This is a genomic window from Pseudomonas sp. WJP1, from assembly GCF_028471945.1.
GTDB lineage: Bacteria > Pseudomonadota > Gammaproteobacteria > Pseudomonadales > Pseudomonadaceae > Aquipseudomonas.
Genome location: NZ_CP110128.1, coordinates 5,374,007 through 5,393,356, shown reverse-complemented (window position 1 = coordinate 5,393,356; position 19,350 = coordinate 5,374,007). Strand labels below are relative to the sequence as shown.

The 19,350-nt window shown below is 62.2% G+C and carries 20 protein-coding genes; 16 read left to right on the top strand and 4 right to left on the bottom strand.

What is annotated here, in order from left to right; all coding sequences use genetic code 11:
- Position 1 precedes the first annotated feature (1 nt).
- The 3 genes from OH720_RS24105 (at position 2) to OH720_RS24095 (ending at position 2,618) form a co-directional block, all read left to right on the top strand.
- Complete coding sequence (locus tag OH720_RS24105; RefSeq protein ID WP_272603179.1) at positions 2-625, top strand: TetR/AcrR family transcriptional regulator; 624 nt, start codon at positions 2-4, stop codon at positions 623-625.
- Positions 626-720: 95 nt separating this feature from the next.
- Positions 721-1,515: a substrate-binding periplasmic protein gene (locus OH720_RS24100; RefSeq protein WP_272603178.1), complete on the top strand. Its 795-nt coding sequence runs from the start codon at positions 721-723 to the stop codon at positions 1,513-1,515.
- A gap of 89 nt (positions 1,516-1,604) precedes the next feature.
- A complete protein-coding gene (locus tag OH720_RS24095) occupies positions 1,605-2,618 on the top strand; it encodes a GNAT family N-acetyltransferase (protein ID WP_272603177.1) in 1,014 nt (337 codons plus the stop codon).
- Positions 2,619-2,678: 60 nt separating this feature from the next.
- Here OH720_RS24095 and OH720_RS24090 read toward each other — a convergent pair whose 3' ends face one another.
- Entirely contained in the window at positions 2,679-2,846 is a 168-nt protein-coding gene (locus OH720_RS24090) for a DUF2897 family protein (RefSeq protein ID WP_272603176.1), read from the bottom strand.
- A gap of 934 nt (positions 2,847-3,780) precedes the next feature.
- Between OH720_RS24090 and kdpF the strand changes: the two genes are divergently transcribed.
- The 6 genes from kdpF to OH720_RS24060 all read left to right on the top strand — a co-directional run bounded on the left by kdpF (position 3,781) and on the right by OH720_RS24060 (position 11,769).
- On the top strand, positions 3,781-3,870 hold the full coding sequence (gene kdpF / locus OH720_RS24085; protein WP_073472395.1) for a K(+)-transporting ATPase subunit F: 90 nt from the start codon (positions 3,781-3,783) through the stop codon (positions 3,868-3,870).
- Between the two features lie 8 nt (positions 3,871-3,878).
- The gene (kdpA, locus tag OH720_RS24080) at positions 3,879-5,573 is read left to right on the top strand and encodes a potassium-transporting ATPase subunit KdpA (protein ID WP_272603175.1); all 1,695 of its coding nucleotides are present in this window, start codon (positions 3,879-3,881) and stop codon (positions 5,571-5,573) included.
- Positions 5,574-5,584: 11 nt separating this feature from the next.
- Positions 5,585-7,642: a potassium-transporting ATPase subunit KdpB gene (gene kdpB, locus OH720_RS24075; RefSeq protein ID WP_272603174.1), complete on the top strand. Its 2,058-nt coding sequence runs from the start codon at positions 5,585-5,587 to the stop codon at positions 7,640-7,642.
- A 51-nt stretch (positions 7,643-7,693) separates the two neighbouring features.
- Positions 7,694-8,239 carry a potassium-transporting ATPase subunit KdpC gene (kdpC, locus tag OH720_RS24070; RefSeq protein ID WP_272603173.1) on the top strand — a complete coding sequence of 182 codons (546 nt, stop codon included), beginning with the start codon at positions 7,694-7,696 and terminating at the stop codon, positions 8,237-8,239.
- 131 nt (positions 8,240-8,370) lie between these two features.
- Positions 8,371-11,022 carry a sensor histidine kinase gene (locus OH720_RS24065; protein WP_272603172.1) on the top strand — a complete coding sequence of 884 codons (2,652 nt, stop codon included), beginning with the start codon at positions 8,371-8,373 and terminating at the stop codon, positions 11,020-11,022.
- 48 nt (positions 11,023-11,070) lie between these two features.
- Complete coding sequence (locus OH720_RS24060) at positions 11,071-11,769, top strand: response regulator (protein WP_272603171.1); 699 nt, start codon at positions 11,071-11,073, stop codon at positions 11,767-11,769.
- A gap of 139 nt (positions 11,770-11,908) precedes the next feature.
- Here OH720_RS24060 and OH720_RS24055 read toward each other — a convergent pair whose 3' ends face one another.
- The gene (locus OH720_RS24055; RefSeq protein ID WP_180202583.1) at positions 11,909-12,949 is read right to left on the bottom strand and encodes a patatin-like phospholipase family protein; all 1,041 of its coding nucleotides are present in this window, start codon (positions 12,947-12,949) and stop codon (positions 11,909-11,911) included.
- 217 nt (positions 12,950-13,166) lie between these two features.
- On the opposite strand from OH720_RS24055, the gene OH720_RS24050 reads away from it, so the two are divergent.
- From OH720_RS24050 to OH720_RS24040, 3 genes are all read left to right on the top strand, one after another.
- Complete coding sequence (locus OH720_RS24050) at positions 13,167-13,445, top strand: hypothetical protein (RefSeq protein WP_008061821.1); 279 nt, start codon at positions 13,167-13,169, stop codon at positions 13,443-13,445.
- Between the two features lie 61 nt (positions 13,446-13,506).
- A complete protein-coding gene (locus OH720_RS24045) occupies positions 13,507-14,265 on the top strand; it encodes a CHAD domain-containing protein (RefSeq protein ID WP_272603170.1) in 759 nt (252 codons plus the stop codon).
- Positions 14,266-14,393: 128 nt separating this feature from the next.
- Positions 14,394-15,191 carry an acyl-CoA thioesterase gene (locus OH720_RS24040; protein ID WP_272603169.1) on the top strand — a complete coding sequence of 266 codons (798 nt, stop codon included), beginning with the start codon at positions 14,394-14,396 and terminating at the stop codon, positions 15,189-15,191.
- Here the strand turns inward: OH720_RS24040 and OH720_RS24035 are convergent, their stop codons facing one another.
- Both OH720_RS24035 and OH720_RS24030 read right to left on the bottom strand, forming a co-directional pair.
- On the bottom strand, positions 15,192-15,557 hold the full coding sequence (locus OH720_RS24035; RefSeq protein ID WP_272603168.1) for an Mpo1-like protein: 366 nt from the start codon (positions 15,555-15,557) through the stop codon (positions 15,192-15,194).
- Between the two features lie 219 nt (positions 15,558-15,776).
- Complete coding sequence (locus tag OH720_RS24030) at positions 15,777-17,258, bottom strand: methyl-accepting chemotaxis protein (RefSeq protein ID WP_272603167.1); 1,482 nt, start codon at positions 17,256-17,258, stop codon at positions 15,777-15,779.
- Positions 17,259-17,436: 178 nt separating this feature from the next.
- Here OH720_RS24030 and OH720_RS24025 point away from each other — a divergent pair, with 178 nt between their 5' ends.
- The 4 genes from OH720_RS24025 (at position 17,437) to OH720_RS24010 (ending at position 19,176) form a co-directional block, all read left to right on the top strand.
- Positions 17,437-17,967 carry a hypothetical protein gene (locus tag OH720_RS24025; protein ID WP_272603166.1) on the top strand — a complete coding sequence of 177 codons (531 nt, stop codon included), beginning with the start codon at positions 17,437-17,439 and terminating at the stop codon, positions 17,965-17,967.
- Positions 17,968-18,050: 83 nt separating this feature from the next.
- On the top strand, positions 18,051-18,242 hold the full coding sequence (locus OH720_RS24020) for a PLDc N-terminal domain-containing protein (protein ID WP_008061810.1): 192 nt from the start codon (positions 18,051-18,053) through the stop codon (positions 18,240-18,242).
- Positions 18,243-18,379: 137 nt separating this feature from the next.
- Positions 18,380-18,613 carry a hypothetical protein gene (locus OH720_RS24015; protein WP_008061809.1) on the top strand — a complete coding sequence of 78 codons (234 nt, stop codon included), beginning with the start codon at positions 18,380-18,382 and terminating at the stop codon, positions 18,611-18,613.
- A gap of 218 nt (positions 18,614-18,831) precedes the next feature.
- A complete protein-coding gene (locus OH720_RS24010) occupies positions 18,832-19,176 on the top strand; it encodes a ribonuclease E inhibitor RraB (RefSeq protein WP_007971898.1) in 345 nt (114 codons plus the stop codon).
- Positions 19,177-19,350 lie beyond the last annotated feature (174 nt).

Genomic DNA, 19,350 nt, shown 5'->3' with positions numbered 1-19,350 from the left:
GGTGGATGAGCAAAAAGCCTTGAGCGTCATGCGCGAGTTGGTCGACAGCGGGCAATTGACCGACCCGGACAGCGCCCGGGGCAAGTTGCTGCAAGTGGCGGCCCACCTGTTTCGCAACAAGGGTTATGAGCGTACAACCGTGCGCGACCTGGCCGGTGCCGTGGGCATCCAGTCGGGGAGTATTTTTCATCACTTCAAAAGCAAGGACGAGATCCTGCGGGCGGTGATGGAGGAGACCATTCTCTACAACACTGCGTTGATGCGGGCGGCCATCGCCGAGGCCGGCGACGTGCGCGAGCGGGTGCTGGCGCTGATCCGCTGCGAATTGCAGTCCATCATGGGCGGCAGTGGCGAGGCCATGGCGGTGCTGGTCTACGAATGGCGGTCACTGTCCGATGAGGGGCAGGCCAGGGTCTTGGCGTTGCGCGATATCTATGAAGACATCTGGCTGCAGGTGCTGGGTGAGGCCAAGAACGCCGGTTTTATCCGCGGCGATGTGTTTATCACCCGGCGCTTCCTGACCGGGGCGTTGTCCTGGACCACCACCTGGTTCCGTGCCGATGGCAGCATGAGCCTGGATCAACTGGCCGAGGAGGCCTTGATACTGGTGCTGGCGGGCAAATAAGGCGTGTGTGCGGGTCGTAAGGAAACTGGCTAACTGGGCGAAACCGCCTAGCTTCAATGCATTGATGCAGTATTTCGGGGGAGTGGGTTGTTTTGATGTCTTCGCCAATACGGACGGCTTCGCGATTTTTACTGGCAGTACTCGCGGCGTTATCAGTCATGCCGACCCAGGCCGCGCAACTGGTGCGCATCGGTGCCGCACACTTTCCGCCCTATACGGTGCGCCCGGAGTCCGGTGCCGACACCGGCCTGTTGCCACAATTGGTCGAGGCCCTCAACACCCTGCAAAGCGACTATCGGTTCGTGTTGGTACCCACCTCCATTCCCCGTCGCTTCGGCGACTTCAAGCAAGGCCGGGTGGACATGGCGATTTTCGAAAACCCCGACTGGGGCTGGAGGGACATACCTCACAGCAGCGTCGACATGGGCCTGGAAGATGCCGAAATCTTCGTCGCGCAACGCCTGCCCCAGCGCCAGCAAGGCTACTTCAGTGAGCTATCCGGCAAGCGCCTGGCATTGTTCAGCGGGTACCACTACGAATTCGCCCACTTCAATGCCGATCCCAAGTTCCTCGCCACTCACCATAACGCCACCTTGACCTATTCCCATGACAGCAACCTGCTGATGGTGCTGCGTGGTCGCGCTGATGTCGCCCTGGTCACCCGGTCCTACCTGAGCGATTACTTTCTGCGCAACGAGAAAGTCGCCAATGAGTTGCTGGTGTCCGAGCGGGTTGACCAGATCTATCATCACTACGCCATTCTGCGCCCGACCGCGCCGATCAGCGGCGAGGCCTTCGGCAAGTTGCTGCAAGGGTTGCGCGATAATGGCCAGATGCTGAAGATTTTCGACCCCTATAAAATCGCGGTATTGCCGGTGCCGGGTAACTGAGCGAACACCGCAGGTCGCGTATCGCTTAAATTTCCAGGCTCGGCTCACGTCAACCGTTGACCTGTCGACGAATATCGTGAGCCCGACCCATGTCCAATCCGAATGTGCTGACTGCGCTGCCTTTACCCACCGGCAGCAATCTTGTAGCCGATGAAACTGCAACCGGGCTGAGCCTCAGTCTTGAAGGCCTGCCGCTGATCCAGTTGCAGCTGACGCGCGAGCCCGAGTTGTTGCTGCAGCTGCACGAGGGCGCAGCAATCCTCGACAATCGAGGCGTCTGGGCCGCTTGCTATTGGTTATTCGCCCGTGACCCTGCTTGCCAGCGAGTGTTCTGGCAACTGCATGAAGTTCCGCCTGCAGCCTTGCTCAGCGCATTGCTGGTGCCTACCGAAACGGTTGGTCAATACCGTAGCGAACGCACGCTGTTCTGGCAGTTGCCGCAGCCGTGGGTGGGTCACTCGTTGACGGGTTGTTACCCACAGCAGATGGTCATCAGCGGCGGCAAGCGTCACCCGCTGCGTCCGCCAAAACCGCGTGGCGAGGTGTATCGGCGTTTCGATGCGAGGCTGGGGGCCTGGATTTCCCTGCGCACGGTGGATATCGACGAGGATCTTGCGCGTTTCAATCGCTGGCAGAACAGCCCTCGGGTGGCGAGTTTCTGGCAGGAGCAGGGCGGTCTGGAACAGCATCGCGAGTACCTGGGCAAACTCCAGGCCGATCCGCATACCCTGACGTTGATCGGTTGTTTCGACGATCAACCCTTTGCCTATTTCGAAGCCTACTGGGCCAAGGAAGATCGCATCGCACCCTTCTATGACGCGGATGATTACGACCGTGGCATCCATATGCTGGTGGGGGAAGAACATCACCGGGGTCCGCACAAGGTGGCGAGCTGGCTGTCGGCGCTGGTGCACTACCTGTTTCTCGATGATCCACGGACCCGGCGGGTGGTCGCCGAGCCCCGTGCCGACAACGCGAAGATGATCGGGCACATGCAAGGGCAGGGGTTTCATTGCGAGAAGGAATTTGACTTTCCACACAAGCGCGCAGCATTGATGGCGCTGGGGCGCGAGCGGTTTTTCGATCGCTGCTCGTTGGCCTGAACCCAAGAGCCCGCTGGATAATCGTCCGAATGCCGTGCAAGGCTTCGGACGATTTTTCAGCTAGCGGTCCTGCGCTTCCTTGGCGTCCATTTCCGCATTGCGTTCGGCGACGCGTTTGCGCTGTTCATCGGTCAGCTCAACCTTGTGGGCGGTGTCGCGCAGCAACATCAGACCGCCAACGATAGAGCCAATGGCAACCACCAGAATCAACCAGGCATACCAGGGCATGGGACCTCCTTGAAAGCCGGTCGGCGGGCGAGGGCTTCGCCTGTCGAACGTGCATACCACTTTGAGCGATTGGACTTCGCAGTGGTTCCATTCTATGCCTGTTCGGCGTCGTTCACCCTTGCTTTGTTTTCTGCCATGCCGCCCGGAGCAAGCCTGCTCCCACAGGGGTATGCGTTCGCCCAGACGCTGCAAAAAACTGTGGGAGCGGGCTTGCCCGCGATGGCAAGAAAATCAAAAGCCAAAGCAACAGCAAAAACGAGGCGGCCTTAAAGCCGACCTGATTGCAGATCTGTCCGCGATCCAACTGTGGGAGCCAGCCTGCTGGCGATGGACTCCCAGGCAATGAGCTCATCCAGATAGGGCGCGTTATCGTTGACGTCCATCGCCAGCAGGCTGGCTCCCACAGGGGATCAGGTACACCCGTAAAAGCCAGGTCGGCTTTAAGGCCGCCTCGCTTTGGCTTTTGATCTGGGTGCCCCGTTAACCACGATGGCCGAACGCAGGCATTGCGCAGTGGGGAAACCGGCAGGACGCCGGTTTAGCCGCGCTGGGCCAGGGATGGCCCATCGCGGCGACCCACGGAGCAATGCCGGAGCGAGGGCATGCCGAGCCTAAGCGAGGCACCGAGTGGTGGGGCAAAGCCTTTTGGTTCCTTTTTGGCGTTTGAAAAAGGGACTCGCCGTAAGGGCGAAACCATAAGACGCCGTTACCGCAGCAACGGATATGTACTCAGACAACAATCGCCCACAGGTGTTGACTTTGACGGACAGGCTCAGCGTGATGGGGCCAGTCCGGACATCGCTGTAACGCCGGTATAAACCCACTCTTTACGCTTTCTTTATGCCCCGCCACACCCCTCGGTCTCGTTCCTTTACAGCCTCCCTGCCGACAATACCTCCACACGCGGCAATACGCCGTAACACGGAGAACTTCCATGAGCGTTCTGAACGGAGTGTCGCTGCTGCTGGCAGTGGGACTGTTCATTTATCTGTTGGTTGCGCTGTTGCGCGCGGACCGGAACTAGGAGCGGCTATGCACAGTTATGACTATTGGCTGATCCTGGGGTTTTTCGCCCTGGTACTGCTCCCGGCGCCGTTTCTCGGGCGTTTCTACTACAAGGTCATGGAAGGCCAGCGCACCTGGCTGACGCCGATCCTCGGTCCCGTCGAACGCGGTTGTTATCGCCTGGCCGGCGTCGATCCGCAGGTCGAACAGAGCTGGCAGAAGTACACCCTGGCCTTGCTCGCCTTCAACCTGGCGGGTTTTGTGCTGTTGTTCGCGATCCTGTTGTTCCAGGACCACTTGCCGCTGAACCCGCAAAACCTGCCGGGCCAGGAGTGGACGCAAGCATTCAATACCGCCGTCAGCTTCATGACCAATACCAACTGGCAGTCCTACAGCGGCGAAGTGACCCTGAGCTACCTGAGCCAGATGGTCGGCCTTACCGTGCAGAACTTTGTCAGCGCCGCCACCGGTCTGGCGGTGTTGGTTGCGTTGTGTCGCGGCATCGGGCGCAAATCCACCGCATCGCTCGGCAACTTCTGGGTCGACATGACCCGTGCCACCCTCTACGGCTTGTTGCCGCTGTGCCTGTTGCTGGCGTTGTACCTGGTCTGGCAGGGCGTGCCGCAAACCTTCGCGCAATACGTGAATGCCGTGACCGTGCAGGGCGTCGATCAGGTGATCCCGCTGGGGCCGGCCGCCAGCCAGATTGCGATCAAGCAATTGGGCACCAACGGCGGTGGCTTCTTCGGCGTCAACTCGGCGCATCCATTCGAGAACCCGACGGCGTGGAGCAACCTGTTCGAAGTCGCCTCGATCATCCTGATCCCGGTGGCGCTGGTGTTCACTTTCGGCCATTACGTGAAGGACCTGCGCCAGAGCCGCGCGATCATCGCCTGTATGCTGGCGCTGTTCCTGATCGGCGGCGCGACGTCGCTGTGGGCTGAATACCAACCCAATCCGGCCCTGGCCAACGTCGCCGTCGAACAGGCCGCACCGCTGGAAGGCAAGGAGGCACGTTTCGGTACCACCGCCACGGTGCTGTGGTCGGTGACCACCACGGCGGCGTCGAACGGTTCGGTCAATGGCATGCATGACAGCCTCAACCCGCTCAGCGGCATGGTCGCGCTGGTGAACATGATGGTCGGCGAAGTGATCTTCGGCGGCGTCGGCGCCGGGCTCTATGGCATGTTGCTCAACGTGCTGATCGCCGTGTTTCTCGCCGGCCTGATGATCGGCCGGACACCGGAATACCTGGGCAAGAAACTGCAGGCCCGGGAGGTGCAGCTGTTGGTGGTGACCTTGCTGGTGATGCCGATCGGCGTGCTGGTCCTCGGTGCGATCGCCGCCAGCCTGCCAGGGCCTGTGGCCTCGGTGAGCAACCCCGGCGCCCATGGCTTCAGCCAATTGCTCTACGCCTACACCTCGGCCAGTGCCAACAACGGTTCCGCGTTCGGTGGCTTCGGCGCCAACACACCGTTCCACAACCTGATGCTGGGCCTGGGCATGTTGATCGGCCGCTTCGGCTACATCCTCCCGGTACTGGCCTTGGCCGGCAGTCTGGCGGCGAAGAAAACCGCGCCGATCGGGCAGAACAGCTTCCCGACCCATGGTCCGCTGTTCGTGACCCTGTTGACCGTGACCATTTTGCTGGTGGGTGGTTTGACCTTCCTGCCGGCGCTGGCGTTGGGCCCTGTCGCTGAACATTTGAGCATGGGCTTCTGAGGGACTATTTGATGAATATGCCTGCCGTTAAACCGGTTGCCGCGAAGGCACCGGAACAACCGAAAACCGCTATCTCGGCCCTGTGGCGCCCGGCGCTGGTGCAAGCCTTCGTCAAGCTCGACCCCCGGCAATTGCAGCGAGCGCCGGTGATGCTGGTGGTTGAGCTGACCGCGATCCTCACCACCGTGCTGTGCTTCGTGCCGGACACGGCGGTACCCACCTTCGTCGCCGCGCAAATCGCGGTATGGCTGTGGTTTACCGTGCTGTTCGCCAACTTCGCCGAAGCCCTGGCCGAAGGTCGCGGCAAGGCCCGCGCCGACAGCCTCAAGGCCGGCAGCGAGGGCTTGAGCGCCCGGCGCAAAACCAGCAGCGGCAGGTTTCAAGTGGTGCCGGCCGCCAACCTGCGCAAAGGCGATGTGGTGCGCGTCGAAGCGGGGGAGATGATCCCCGGGGACGGCGAAGTAATCGAAGGCATCGCGGCGGTCAACGAAGCGGCGATCACCGGTGAGTCGGCGCCGGTGATTCGTGAGTCCGGCGGCGACCGCTCGGCGGTCACCGGCAATACCCGGCTGGTGTCGGACTGGCTGTTGGTGAAGATCACCACCAACCCCGGCGAGTCGACCCTGGACCGCATGATCGCCCTGGTCGAAGGCGCCAAACGCCAGAAAACCCCGAACGAAGTGGCGCTCGACATCCTGTTGATCGGCCTTACCCTGATCTTCCTGCTGGTGGTGGTCACGCTGCAGCCGTTCGCCCACTTCGCCAATGGCAGCCTGCCGCTGGTGTTCCTGGTGGCGTTATTGGTCACGCTGATCCCGACCACCATTGGCGGCTTGCTGTCGGCCATCGGTATCGCTGGCATGGATCGCCTGGTGCGCCTGAACGTGATCGCCAAGTCCGGTCGCGCCGTGGAGGCGGCGGGGGACGTGCACGTCCTGCTGCTGGACAAGACCGGCACCATCACCTTCGGCAACCGTCGTTGCTCGGCGGTGCATGCAGCGCCTGGCATCACCGCCAGGGAGCTGGCCGAAGGCGCTTTGCTGGCTTCGCTGGCCGACGACACCGCCGAAGGCAAGTCGATCGTCGAATACCTGCGCGGCACTCACCCGCAACCGGAACCGGCTGCCGAAGCGCTGACAGCGGTTCCATTCAGTGCCGAAACCCGCTTGTCCGGTGTTGACTGTCAGGGGCGCGTGTACCGCAAGGGCGCGGTGGATTCGTTGCTGGCGTTCGTTGGCAAACAGCGTGCTGACCTGCCCTCGGCCCTGTCACGGGAAGTCGACCGGATTGCGCAAAGCGGCGGTACGCCGTTGCTGGTCTGCGTCGACGGTAAATTGCTGGGCGCGATCCACCTCAAGGACGTGGTCAAGCCCGGCATCCGCGAGCGTTTCGCCGAGCTGCGCAAGCTGGGGATCCGCACGGTCATGGTGACCGGCGACAACCCGCTGACCGCTGCGGCGATTGCCGCTGAAGCGGGCGTGGACGACGTGCTGGCCGAAGCCACGCCGGAGAAAAAACTGGCGCGCATTCGTCACGAGCAGAACGACGGTCGCCTGGTTGCCATGTGCGGCGACGGTGCCAACGACGCCCCGGCCCTGGCCCAGGCAGATGTGGGCATGGCGATGAACGACGGCACCCAGGCGGCGCGCGAGGCGGCGAACATGGTCGACCTCGACAGCGACCCGACCAAGCTGCTGGACGTGGTTCAGATCGGCAAGGAACTGTTGGTGACCCGTGGCGCGCTGACGACCTTTTCCATCGCCAACGACGTGGCCAAGTATTTCGCCATCCTGCCGGCCCTGTTTGCCGCGATCTACCCGCAACTGGGCGTATTGAACGTCATGCAGCTGCACAGCCCGCAAAGCGCGATTCTCTCGGCGATCGTGTTCAACGCCCTGATCATCGTGGTGCTGATTCCCCTGGCGCTGCGGGGTGTGCGCGTACAGGCGGCGAGCGCGGCGGCGTTGTTGCGGCGCAATTTGCTGATCTATGGCCTGGGCGGGATTGCGGTGCCGTTCGTGGGCATCAAGGCCATCGACATGTTGTTGACGGCGTTGCATCTGGTTTGACCCTGGGACGGTGTGCCGGGCACACCGCTTTACCGAATTCGAGGATTTGAAATGTCCACAATGATACGTCCGGCCCTGAGCCTGCTGGTCCTGATGACCCTGGTCACCGGTGTCGCCTATCCCCTGGTGGTCACCGGCGTGGCCCAAGTCGCCTTCCCGGACCAGGCCAATGGCAGCCTGGTGCGCGATGTCGACGGCAAGGTCCGCGGCTCATCGCTGATTGCCCAGGATTTCGTCGGCGACGCCTGGTTCCACCCGCGGCCATCGGCCGGTGCGTTTGCCACCGTTTCGAGCAGCGCCAGCAACCTGTCGCCGAGCAACCCGGCCCTGGCCACTCGGGTGATCGATGAGGCCAACAAACTGCAGGTGCCAGGGCAGGGACCGGTACCGCTGGCACTGCTCACCACCTCCGGCAGCGGCCTCGATCCGCACTTGCCACCGGCGGCGATTGCCTATCAACTGGCGCGTGTTGCGGCGGCGCGCAACGTGCCGGTTGCGGCGCTTCAGAACCTGTTGGATGCACACATCGAGCAGCCGTTGGTAGGTCCGCCGGTAGTGAATGTGCTTGAGTTGAATCTGGCGCTGGAAAAACTGTAGATCGGCGGTGATGCCAATCGCGAGCAGGCTCGCTCCCACAGGAGAATGCATTCCAAATGTGGGAGCGAGCCTGCTCGCGAAGACGGCCTCCCAGGCACCACATGAATACCTGAATAAAGAGAACTTAAAGCATGAGCGACTCCGGCCGCGCCGACGCGCTGTTAGCAGACCTGCCCCGCAATGGCCGTGGCCGGCTCAAGGTCTTCCTCGGCGCCGCGCCCGGCGTCGGCAAGACCTACGCCATGCTGCAGGCAGCTCACACCCAGCTGCGCCAAGGTGTGAAAGTCATCGCCGGCGTGGTCGAGACCCATGGCCGCTTCGAGACCGAAGCGTTGCTTGGCGGCTTGCCGCAACTGCCCTTGGTGCGCTCGATGTACCGTGGCGTGGAGCTGGAGGAAATGGACCTCGACGGTCTGCTCGCGGCCAAGCCCCGGCTGGTGCTGGTGGACGAACTGGCCCACACCAACGCCCCCGGCAGCCGTCACGAAAAACGCTGGCAGGACATCCAGGAGCTGCTCGCCGCGGGCATCGACGTATACACCACGGTCAACGTCCAGCACCTGGAAAGCCTGAATGATCAGGTGCGCGGCATCACCGGCGTGCAGGTGCGCGAAACCCTGCCGGACTGGGTGTTGCAGGAAGCGTATGAACTGCTGCTGATCGACCTGCCACCACGGGAGTTGCTCGAGCGTCTGCGCGACGGCAAGGTCTACGTGCCCGAGCAGGCACGGGCGGCGATCGATGCGTTTTTCTCCCAGACCAACCTTACCGCCCTGCGCGAACTGGCGATGCAAACCGCCGCCGCCCAGGTCGATAACGACCTGACCCAGGGCTATCGGCAGATGGGGCAAGCGGCGCCCACGGTGCGCGGTCGCTTGTTGGTCGGCGTCGATGGCGATGCCCAGGCCGAACGCCTGGTGCGGCATGCCAGCCGCGTTGCCCAGCGTCGGCATCTGCCGTGGAGCCTTGTACATGTGGATAACGGCAGCGCGCGTGACGAGCAGTCGCGGCTGCGTCTGCAGAGTGCCCAGCAACTGGCCGAACGCCTCGGCGGTGAAGTGGTGCTGCTGCGGGCCGGCGAGGTGGCCAAAACCCTGATCCAGCACGCCGCCGAACGCCGCGCCAGCCTGGTGCTGGTCGGCCAGTCGCGGCCGCGCCTGCGTCGTCGATTGTTCGGTGGCGGCCTGGCGGCGCGCCTGCTGCGCAATGCCCGCGGGTTGGAAATCAACGTGCTCGACACCGAGCATGAACAGCATCAGCCACGCCAGCGCTCGATGCAGTCGCAGGTAGGGTTCGACTACGCACTGGCCGTGGTGGCGACGTTGTTGGCCAGCGCCCTGGCCTGGGCGGTGGCGAGTGTGCTGCCGTTGCCGAACATCTCGCTGGTGTTCCTCGCCGCCGTGTTGCTGGTGGCGGTGCGCAGCAGCCTTGGCCCGGCACTGGCCTGTGCGGCGCTGTCGTTCCTGACCTACGATTTTCTGTTCATCCCGCCGAATTTTTCCTTCAGCATCCAGCGCGAAGAAGACGTGCTGACCTTGCTGTTCTTCCTGCTGATGGCGGCCCTCACCGGCAACCTCGCGGCACGCCAGCGCCGGCAATTACAGGCCCTGCGCGATACCCAGGAAGAGACCAGCGAACTGCTCGACCTGTCGCGCAAACTCACCGCCGCCACCGATCGTCAGGCTGTGGTCAGCGCGGCGGCCCAGCACCTCAACGGCTGGAGCGATGTGCAACTGTGCCTGCTCGACCGCGACGGCCAGAGCGGCTGGAAAGTCGAAACCGGTGGCCCGCTGGAGTTCACCGAAGCCGAACGCGCCGCCGCCGATTGGGCCTGGCAACACGATCAACCGGCGGGCGCGGGCACCGGGACGTTGCCGTTCGGTCGTTGGTGGTGGTGGCCATTGTCGGTGGAGGAGGGGCCGCTGGCGCTGCTCGGCGTGTGTGCGAAAGAAGGCCAGACCTTGAGCGGCCAGCGTCGGCGTTTGTTGACCGCGTTGAGCCAGCCGCTGGCCCAGGCACTGGCCCGCGCACAACTGGCCGATGACCTGGAAGCCGCGCGGTTGCACGGCGAAACCGAGCAACTGCGCAGTGCCTTGCTGGCGTCGGTGTCCCATGATCTGCGCACGCCACTGACGTCCATGCGCGGCAGTATCGACAGCCTGCTGGCCCTCGGCGAAGCCATTCCCCTGGAGGATCGCCGCGAGTTGCTCGAAGGCACCCGCGATGAGGCCGAACGCCTCGACCGCTACATTCAAAACCTGCTGGACATGACCCGCCTCGGTCACGGTGCGTTGAAGCTGGCGCGGGACTGGGTATCGCCGGCGGACATCGTCGGCAGTGCGCTCAATCGCCTGCGCGCGGTATTGGCCCCGTTGCAGGTCACTACCGAGGTGCCGGCGCAACTGCCGCTGCTGTTCGTCCACGCCGCACTGATCGAGCAGGCCTTGGTCAACGTGATGGAAAACGCTGCGCGCTTCTCGCCCTCCCACGGGCGCCTGCAAGTGCGCGCGGGGGCTGATGACACGGAGCTGTTTTTCTCAGTCAGCGACGAAGGACCGGGGATTCCGGAAGCGGAACGGGAGAAGATTTTCGACATGTTCTACACCGCTGCCCGCGGCGACCGTGGCGGGCAGGGCACCGGGCTGGGGTTGGCGATCTGTCAGGGCATGGTCGGTGCCCATGGCGGGCGGATCAGCGTTGCCGACGGTATCGAAGGGCACGGCACCTGCATCACCTTGCATTTGCCGTTGCAGGCGCAGCCAGGCTATGAAAGTGAAGCCTGATCGTGCTTGCGTTACTCTCTTGCCACTTCTTTGTGTTGATGTGAATCCATGAGCCAGACCGCGACCATCCTGGTCATCGACGACGAACCGCAAATCCGCAAATTCCTGCGCATCAGCCTCGCTTCCCAGGGCTATAAAGTGCTGGAGGCCGGCACCGGCACCGAAGGGCTGGCGCAAGCGGCGTTGAACAAACCGGACCTGCTGGTGCTCGACCTCGGCCTGCCGGACATGGACGGCCAGCAGGTGCTGCGCGAGTTTCGCGAGTGGTCGACAGTGCCGGTGCTGGTGCTCTCGGTGCGTGCCGGTGAAGGGCAGAAAGTCGAGGCGCTGGACGGCGGCGCCAATGACTACGTGACCAAACCCTTTGGCATCCAGGAATTCCTCGCGCGGATTCGCGCGCTATTGCGTCAGGCACCGGTGGGCGAGGCCCAGCAAGCGGCGCTGACCTTCGGCCCGCTGACGGTCGACCTGGCCTATCGCCGGGTATTGCTCGATGGCAGCGAGGTCGCGCTGACCCGCAAGGAGTACGCGGTGCTGGCGCAGCTTGCACGGCACCCCGGACGGGTCATCACCCAGCAGCAACTGCTCAAGGACATCTGGGGGCCGACTCATACCGAAGACACGCATTACTTGCGGATCGTGGTTGGGCACCTGCGCCAGAAACTGGCGGACGACCCGACGCAGCCGCGGTTTATCGTCACCGAGGCGGGGGTGGGTTATCGATTGTTGAGTGAGGGCAGCCTTTAAATCTGTGTTGTCTGTACCGGCCCCATCGCTGGCAAGCCAGCTCCCACAGTGTTTTGTGGTGTCCACGAGTCTGGATTTCACGCAAATCCTGTGGGAGCTGGCTTGCCAGCGAAGAGGCCCTGACATTCAATCGATAATTTCAGGAATCGCGCTCATTCTCGTAGCGATCCAGCGTATCGCGCGCAATCTCGCGCCCCAGCGCGATCAACTCCGGCGCCTTGTAGAACTCGAAAAACCGGCACACCCGCTTCGGCACGTTGATCAGGATGTCCGGCGGATACCCGGCAATCTTGTATTGCGCGAGCGATGTCTGCATCACCTCGAAACTCTGGTTGATCAAATCCAGCAGGGACGCCGGCCCCACGTTGTCGATGATGAACGACCCGGTGGCGGACTTCGGCGCACCGTCCCGTTCAGGCGCGGCCGCCGGTTGTTGGGCTTCGGGGTCGGCCGACTCGACCCAGGGGTTGATCTCCGCCGCTTCGGCCATCAAGGCTTCTTTCTCCAGCCGCAGTAACTGCTCGGCCTGTGTGCGCCGGAACGGCATCTTTGAGCCAAGCGAGCTGATCAGGCTGTCGAATCGGGTCTTGAATGCGGCGGGCCGCTGGATGACAGGCATCTTGTAGTGACGCTGGTTGGTGGAGTTGAGGTTGACCGCGATGATCAGGTCGCAATGGCTCGACACCACCGGCACGATCGGCAAGGGGTTGAGGATGCCGCCATCGACCAGCATGCGATTGCCCTGCATCACCGGTGTAAACAGGCTGGGAATCGCCGCCGAGGCACGCATGGCCTGGTGCAGGCAGCCCTCCTGGAACCAGATTTCCTGCTGGTTGGTCAGGTCGGTGGCCACCGCCGTGTAGGGGATGCGTAGATCTTCGATATTGATTTCGCCAACGATCTTGCGGATCTGCCCGAAGACCTTTTCACCGCGGATGGCCCCCAGGCGAAAACTGACGTCCACCAGGCGCAACACATCGAGGTAATCCAGGCTCTCGATCCAGTCGCGATAATCATCGAGTTTGCCGGCGGCGTAGATCCCGCCGACCACCGCCCCCATGGAACAACCGGCGATACAGGCGATATCGTAGCCACGCCGTTCGATTTCCTGGATGACGCCGATATGGGCATAGCCCCGGGCTCCACCCGAGCCCAACACCAGTGCGACACGCTTTTTCATTGATCGCCCTCGTCTGAATGGTTCAACAATGCACCCAACGAGGGGCGCGCTTCAATCGTCAGGTCGTTCGGCCGCGCGAATGGGTCGTTTTTTCGACACTCCCTGGCGGCAGATGGGTATTCTCGCCTCGCGGGATTTGCGTTGGCGATGAACGGCACTTTTTGCCCGCCAGACCGTCCTACCTGCATGACTGTTTACCTATCTTGAGGTGTAAGAAATGAAAGCCTGGATCTGCGTGCCACTGATTGCCCTGGCACTGGCCGGTTGTGCCGGCAAAACCGCTTACCGCGACAGCTGCGGCAGCCAGCTCGATGCCGCATGGCGTGAGCTGGACCTGGCCAAGGCCGAAGGCTTCGCCGGGACCGTCAGCTACTCCAAGGCGTTGTCGCTGCTGACTGCGGCCAAGACCCAGCAGCAATTCGAAGGTTTCGAGGGCTGCTCGAAGAAGGCCGAGAAGGCGCGCTTCTATATTCGTGAATCGCGCGCAGGGCGATAGAAGCAGCTACAAGTAATAAGCTGCAAGCTAAAAAACGGCAGCTGTTTACGGAGTGCACTCCATGATCGATAGGTTGGTGGCCCGGGTCCTGGGCCTGGAAGTTCGTCTGCTGGCCTGCCAGGCACGCTTGAGTGCCCACACCGACCCAGAGGCACTGCACGACTTGCGCACCACGGTGCGCCGGTTGCGCAGCCTGTTGCGGCCGTTGCGGGGCTTGCCCGGGGTCGAACAGCTGGAGGTGGCGGCGTCCGGGGTGGGCGACTTGACCACGCCATTGCGCGATCGCGAGGTGTTGGCCGCCTACTTGCTCGAGCACGATCAAGCGCAAGCCGCGCAGCGGCGCATGGTGCAAATGGCCAAGGCGTATCCCGCAGTGGCGACCAGTACCGAGCTTGCGCAGCTGCTGATGATCCTCGATGCCTTCCCGCGATTCCTGCGCGCTGCCCAGCGCCAAGGGTTGCTCAAGGGGATCGGTAAGCGCATCGAAAAGCGCCTGGGCAAACAGTGGAAGAAACTCGACACCGCCCTGCACGATCCGGCCCATGACCGTCATCGCTTGCGCCTGCTGATCAAGCGCGTGCGGTATGGCATCGACGCCTACCCCGAGCTGGATCGCCTGCCCAAGGCCGCCATGCCCAGGTTGAAAGCGGCCCAGGGAGCCCTGGGGGACTGGCACGACTGTGTGCAATGGCTGGCCATGGCCGAGCAGGAAGCCGATTTGCAGCCTTGTGTCGCCGTTTGGCAAGCCACCATGGCCGAGGCCGAACAGCGCGCCGACCGGGTGCTGGACAAGCTCAGCAAGGCCTGTTTCAAATCCTGAACCCATCACGGCTCCTACAGGGGGGACACAGGCGGCTCATCTGTCAGTCAATTTGACCGGAATAGGCACTGTACAGCCTTGGTGAGCTGGTTAAGATCCCATCATCCTTTTCCTGCCTTGAGGTCTTCATGCGCTTTTGCGATCTGCTCGACGCTGTCCGCCGTCAGCCACTGGAACTGTCGATCCCGGCCGGATGGGCGCAAGGCCGCGCCAGTTTCGGCGGCCTGGTGGTTGCCTTGCAATACGAAGCCATGCGCGCCAAGGTGCCGGCGGACCGGCCGGTGCGCTCGCTGGCGATCACCTTTGTCGGCCCGGTCGAACCCGACGTGCCGGTCAGTTTTGAAGTCGAGGTATTGCGCGAGGGCAAAGCGGTCAGCCAGGTGCTGGGCCGGGCGATGCAGGGCGGCCAGGTGGTCACTTTGGTCCAGGGCAGCTTCGGCGCCTCGCGTCCGTCGGAAGTAGCGGTGCAAGCTGTGCCGGCGCCAGCGATGAAGCATTGGGACGACTGCCAGGAACTGCCCTACATCGAGGGCGTGCTCCCGCAATTCATGCAGCATCTGGCAATGCGCTGGAGTGTTGGCGGGTTGCCGTTCACCGGCAACACCTCCCGTCAAATGGGCGGCTGGGTGCGCCTGCGGGGTGATGTGAAGGAGGAGCCGGTCACCGAGGCGCACATCCTGGCGCTGGTGGATGCCTGGCCGCCGGCCCTGATGCCGTTCCTGAAGAAGCCGGCGATGGGCAGCACGCTGACCTGGACCATCGAATTCGTCCAGCCGTTGCTGGAGCTGAGCACCCTGGACTGGTGCAAATACCTGGTCGAAACCGAGCATGCCGCCGACGGCTACGGCCATGCCGCCGCGAAGTTGTGGGACGTGGAAGGGCGGTTGATCGCCATGAGCCGGCAGACGGTGACGGTGTTCGGCTGATCAATGACGACGGTGGCGCTCCTTCCAGGCGCGCCACCAGCCGCCGCTGAGGAAATATCGCGGGAAGGTCAGGAATTGCTCGACCAGCAAGCGTGACACCGCGTCCTTGCGATCGCTAAATGGCTCGGCCGCTTGCGCCTCCAGGGTATGGCCATGGCGTTGCAAGCCCAGGGCGGCAATCACACCGATGATGCCGATGGCGAAATTGGCCAGGTTCAGGCTGAACACCCCGCAGGCGATCAGCAGGAAGGCGACGATGAACAACGGCACGGCAATCAGGTGCAACACCAGATTGGCCGGGTGCTGGTGATTGTTCGGGTACGCACGCCATTGCCAGGCGGGAAGGTTGGGGTGACGTTTACCCATGATGCCGATCCTCGATCCATGTTGAACTCATGAATCAAGGATAGGCCCGGTAAATGCAGGAGGCGAATCAAGCTTGGCTATCGAAGCGATAGGGATCATGGTCATTATCTCTTCACCCGTAGGAGCCAGGCTTGCCGGCGAACCGGACACCTCGGTGTAACTGTCTCACCGCGTCATCGTTCTTCGTCGGCAAGCCTGGCTCCTACAGGCGAAGCGCCACTACAGTTTGAGCTGCCCGATCGCCTTGCTCAATTGACCGGCCAACACCGCCAGCTCATCGCTGGTGGTTGCCGAGCTGACTGTCTGGCGCACCGTATTCTCGGTCACGTCGCGAATGCTCACCACCGCCCGGTTCATCTCTTCGGCCACTTGGCTTTGTTGCTCGGCCGCCACGGCGATCTGGGTGTTGCTTTCGCGCATCTGCGCCACCGCCCCGGTGATCTGCGCCAACGCGGCCCCGGCCTCCTGGGCTTGCTGTACGCATTCGTCGGCCTTGTATGAACTCTCCTGCATGAAGTCCACCGCATCGCGAGTGCCTGATTGCAAGGCGGAGACCATCACGGTGATTTCATCGGTGGAGGTTTGTACGCGCTTGGCCAGGTTGCGCACTTCATCGGCGACCACCGCAAAACCACGGCCCATTTCACCGGCCCGGGCTGCTTCGATCGCTGCGTTCAGCGCCAGCAGATTAGTCTGCTCGGCAATGCTGTGGATCACATTGACCACGCCGTTGATCTTCTGGCTGTCCTCGGCCAGGCGCTGGATCATCTCGGCGGTCTGCTGCACCCCGGTGGACAGTCCGGCAATCGATCGCTGTACGCGCATGACCACTTCCTGCCCGCTGCCGGCCAGGGTGTCTGCAGATTGCGACAGGTCGCGGGTGGCACCGGCGTGCTGGGCGATGTGATAGACGGTGGCGGTCATTTCATTGATGGCCGTTGCCGCCTGATCGGTTTCGCTCTGCTGGCCGAGCATGCCGTGACGCACTTCGTTCATGCTTGAGGCCAGGCGTGCGGCGCCTTCGTCCAGTTGCCGGACCGTGCTGGCAACGGTACTGACCACGCCCTGGTAACCGGCCTGCATGGCGTTGAAAGCGTTGGCCATCTGCCCGACTTCGTCGCTACAGGTCAGCGGGACACGGGCCGACAGGTCGCCGGTTTTTTCAACGTGGAGCATCACGTCTTTGAGGGTATTGAGCTGACTGAGCAAAAAGCGGATCAACAACTGTGAGGCGCCGAGCATCGCCAGCATCAGGATGAACACCGCCAGGGCATAGTTGGCAGCACGCTCGCCGAACACCTGGCCCAGGCTTGGGCCATGGGCAATCAGCGCGACCCGCTGGCCATCCGTGTGGGTGAAGACTTCGGCGCCGATCGGCAGGTCGTCACCGAAATACGGCAACGCATTGATCTCGACCCAGCCGTTGGCGTCGGCCAGTGCCTGCAACGGCTGTCCGTTCAACCGCGGTACCTGGCCGCGATCGAACGTCAGCAGGTTCTCGGCCCTGGGCAGCGGCTGCCCGGCAGGCCAGGCTGCGAGCAGTCGCGCCTGGGCCCGGGCCGATGCCTGGGCGGCATGGCTGCGGGCCTGTTGTTCGAGGTGCACGGCATAAAACACCAGCAGCAGCGTGGTGACGAAGGCGACGGCATTCACCGCCCAGAATTTGTACTTCAGTGAGATATTGCTAAGCCAGGCACCCATGGAGGTCTTCTCTGATAGCGGAAACAGTTTTGGCAAGGTGCCATTATTGTGCCGCTATTGTTGGGCTGAACGCTTGATGCAGGTCAAGATTGCGAGCCCTGCCTGCAAGCCGCCATCGCCGGGCGTAATGCGTTATCCTGCGCGCCCTGAAAATTTACTTGCTACAGGATCCGCCCCCATGAAAGCCGCCCTCATCGAACTCATCAGCAACATCAGCTCCGGGTGCATGGCCGATGACGAAATCGAGAAAGTCGCTGACGAAGCGGCCCAGGCTTACGCAGATCCTGTGGCTTTCCTCGGCGCCAACCCGGACATCAACTACGACGACAGCTTCCCGATCCCGCTGGGTGAGTGGGTAGTGGTGGGCAGCCTGCCCGAGACCGTGCTGTTCCAGGCCGACACCTATGTGGACCTGTTCGCCCAGATCGTCGCCTCGTTCGGCCCGGGAGTGGAGTTCAATCTCAAACCCAAGCAGCTGGCCAAGACCGAAGCCCTGACCGCGCTGAATCGCATCCAGGTGCAGATGAGCAGCCTGAACAAGGAAAACGGCGGTTACACGCTGATGAACTTCAGCCAGTTGCTGGACGATGAACTGCAAGTGGTACTGGTCTACGGCAATGCCGTGCCACGGGTACTCGAGCTGTGCGCCGAAGTCGGCATCGCCGCCGCGCCCTCGCTGGAAGCCTTGAAAGTGGCGATCCACGTCTGAACCGTTAAAGCTGTCAAAAAAACGGAACCCTGGTCAGGGCCGGCTATCCTAAGAGGGGCATATCACTCTTCGGGAGCGTTATCATGGGTTCCACGTTCAACAGCCTGGTTGGCTTGATCATTCTTGCCTTGGACATCTGGGCAATCATCAACGTGTTAAAAAGCGGTGCCGAAACCGGGATGAAAATCTTCTGGGTGCTGTTGATCCTGTTGCTGCCGGTTCTGGGCCTGATCATTTGGGCGATTGCCGGTCCCCGGGGGAACGTGCGCGTCTGACCGGGGAACACCGTCTGTACCGGGCGTCAGGCAGCCTTTGCTGACGCCTGCTATTGTTGATTCGCCGGAACATTTACCCCGCGTCCAGGGTCGAGATAGGTGTAAGCCCATCCATGGGTTTTATCGAGGAGGCACCGATGCAAAAGTGGAAAGTCACTTTCGTGGATGATCATGGTGAATTGATCGACGAAGTCTTCGAGTGCGAGGAGTGCCCGAGTCACGAAAAGGCCGCCAAACTCATCAAGGAACGGTTCCTTCCCGTGGCCGCCGAACTGGATCTGAACGATCTGGAGGGGCGCACCTCCGATGCAGGCGTCAAAAGCCTGAAAGCCCAGAACAGTATTGAAATTCGCAGCATCACCCCCGTCTGAACCTCTTCTCGTTATCGACTACAACAGAACCAGGCCTTGGCAGCGGCTCTATCTTGGGGCTACTCTGCAATCGAGATCAGCGAATGGATCGCTAAGGTCTGGTCTTGTCAGCTCCATGCTTGTTTCCCGTCGACATCGGGTTGTCGATTGGTGCGCACCTTTGGGTTCGCACATTGGGAGTACGGAAAGTCTATCCATCAGTTTGAGGAGGACGTTTCATGAGCACAGCCTATCAAGAAGACATCAGCAGCAGTGTGCTGCGCCGCATGAAAGAAGGCGGTTTCGACTTTTCCCGGTTCCATCCCATCGAGTTCTACGCCATTTTCCCGGACGAGGAGCGGGCACGCAGGGCGGCAGGTCATTTCCACCGTGGTGAATCCCTGGATGCGCAAGTCAGTGTGCGTGACGATGGCGCCTGGGCGCTGGAATTGTGCAAAGTCATGTATGCCACCTACGACGACATTGGCGATTTCGAGCAGGGTTTCGAGGCCGTGGTCGAGCCACTGGGCGGCATCATTGAAGGCTGGGGTGTGAAACAGGAGGTACGAGGGCGACTCGCATAAACCTATGAACAGTGACAACCAGCAATGACGGCTGACCTTCGGGTTGGCCGTTTTCGTTTTTGCCGAAGGCAATCGAACACGGCCGCTCCTTCACCGGCAAGCCGGCGCCCAGCGTCTATGCTGGTGATGGGCGACAACAACGCCTTGCAATGAAGCGGGGGCAGTCAGGTTGGG

Excerpts from the sequence above, each read along its gene's own strand:
- OH720_RS24100 (WP_272603178.1), top strand. The coding sequence starts at position 721 with ATGTCTTCGCCAATACGGACGGCTTCGCGATTTTTACTGGCAGTACTC.
- OH720_RS24095 (WP_272603177.1), top strand. The coding sequence starts at position 1,605 with ATGTCCAATCCGAATGTGCTGACTGCGCTGCCTTTACCCACCGGCAGC.
- OH720_RS24090 (WP_272603176.1), bottom strand. The coding sequence starts at position 2,846 with ATGCCCTGGTATGCCTGGTTGATTCTGGTGGTTGCCATTGGCTCTATC.
- kdpF (WP_073472395.1), top strand. The coding sequence starts at position 3,781 with ATGAGCGTTCTGAACGGAGTGTCGCTGCTGCTGGCAGTGGGACTGTTC.
- kdpA (WP_272603175.1), top strand. The coding sequence starts at position 3,879 with ATGCACAGTTATGACTATTGGCTGATCCTGGGGTTTTTCGCCCTGGTA.
- kdpB (WP_272603174.1), top strand. The coding sequence starts at position 5,585 with ATGAATATGCCTGCCGTTAAACCGGTTGCCGCGAAGGCACCGGAACAA.
- kdpC (WP_272603173.1), top strand. The coding sequence starts at position 7,694 with ATGTCCACAATGATACGTCCGGCCCTGAGCCTGCTGGTCCTGATGACC.
- OH720_RS24065 (WP_272603172.1), top strand. The coding sequence starts at position 8,371 with ATGAGCGACTCCGGCCGCGCCGACGCGCTGTTAGCAGACCTGCCCCGC.
- OH720_RS24060 (WP_272603171.1), top strand. The coding sequence starts at position 11,071 with ATGAGCCAGACCGCGACCATCCTGGTCATCGACGACGAACCGCAAATC.
- OH720_RS24055 (WP_180202583.1), bottom strand. The coding sequence starts at position 12,949 with ATGAAAAAGCGTGTCGCACTGGTGTTGGGCTCGGGTGGAGCCCGGGGC.
- OH720_RS24050 (WP_008061821.1), top strand. The coding sequence starts at position 13,167 with ATGAAAGCCTGGATCTGCGTGCCACTGATTGCCCTGGCACTGGCCGGT.
- OH720_RS24045 (WP_272603170.1), top strand. The coding sequence starts at position 13,507 with ATGATCGATAGGTTGGTGGCCCGGGTCCTGGGCCTGGAAGTTCGTCTG.
- OH720_RS24040 (WP_272603169.1), top strand. The coding sequence starts at position 14,394 with ATGCGCTTTTGCGATCTGCTCGACGCTGTCCGCCGTCAGCCACTGGAA.
- OH720_RS24035 (WP_272603168.1), bottom strand. The coding sequence starts at position 15,557 with ATGGGTAAACGTCACCCCAACCTTCCCGCCTGGCAATGGCGTGCGTAC.
- OH720_RS24030 (WP_272603167.1), bottom strand. The coding sequence starts at position 17,258 with ATGGGTGCCTGGCTTAGCAATATCTCACTGAAGTACAAATTCTGGGCG.
- OH720_RS24025 (WP_272603166.1), top strand. The coding sequence starts at position 17,437 with ATGAAAGCCGCCCTCATCGAACTCATCAGCAACATCAGCTCCGGGTGC.
- OH720_RS24020 (WP_008061810.1), top strand. The coding sequence starts at position 18,051 with ATGGGTTCCACGTTCAACAGCCTGGTTGGCTTGATCATTCTTGCCTTG.
- OH720_RS24015 (WP_008061809.1), top strand. The coding sequence starts at position 18,380 with ATGCAAAAGTGGAAAGTCACTTTCGTGGATGATCATGGTGAATTGATC.
- OH720_RS24010 (WP_007971898.1), top strand. The coding sequence starts at position 18,832 with ATGAGCACAGCCTATCAAGAAGACATCAGCAGCAGTGTGCTGCGCCGC.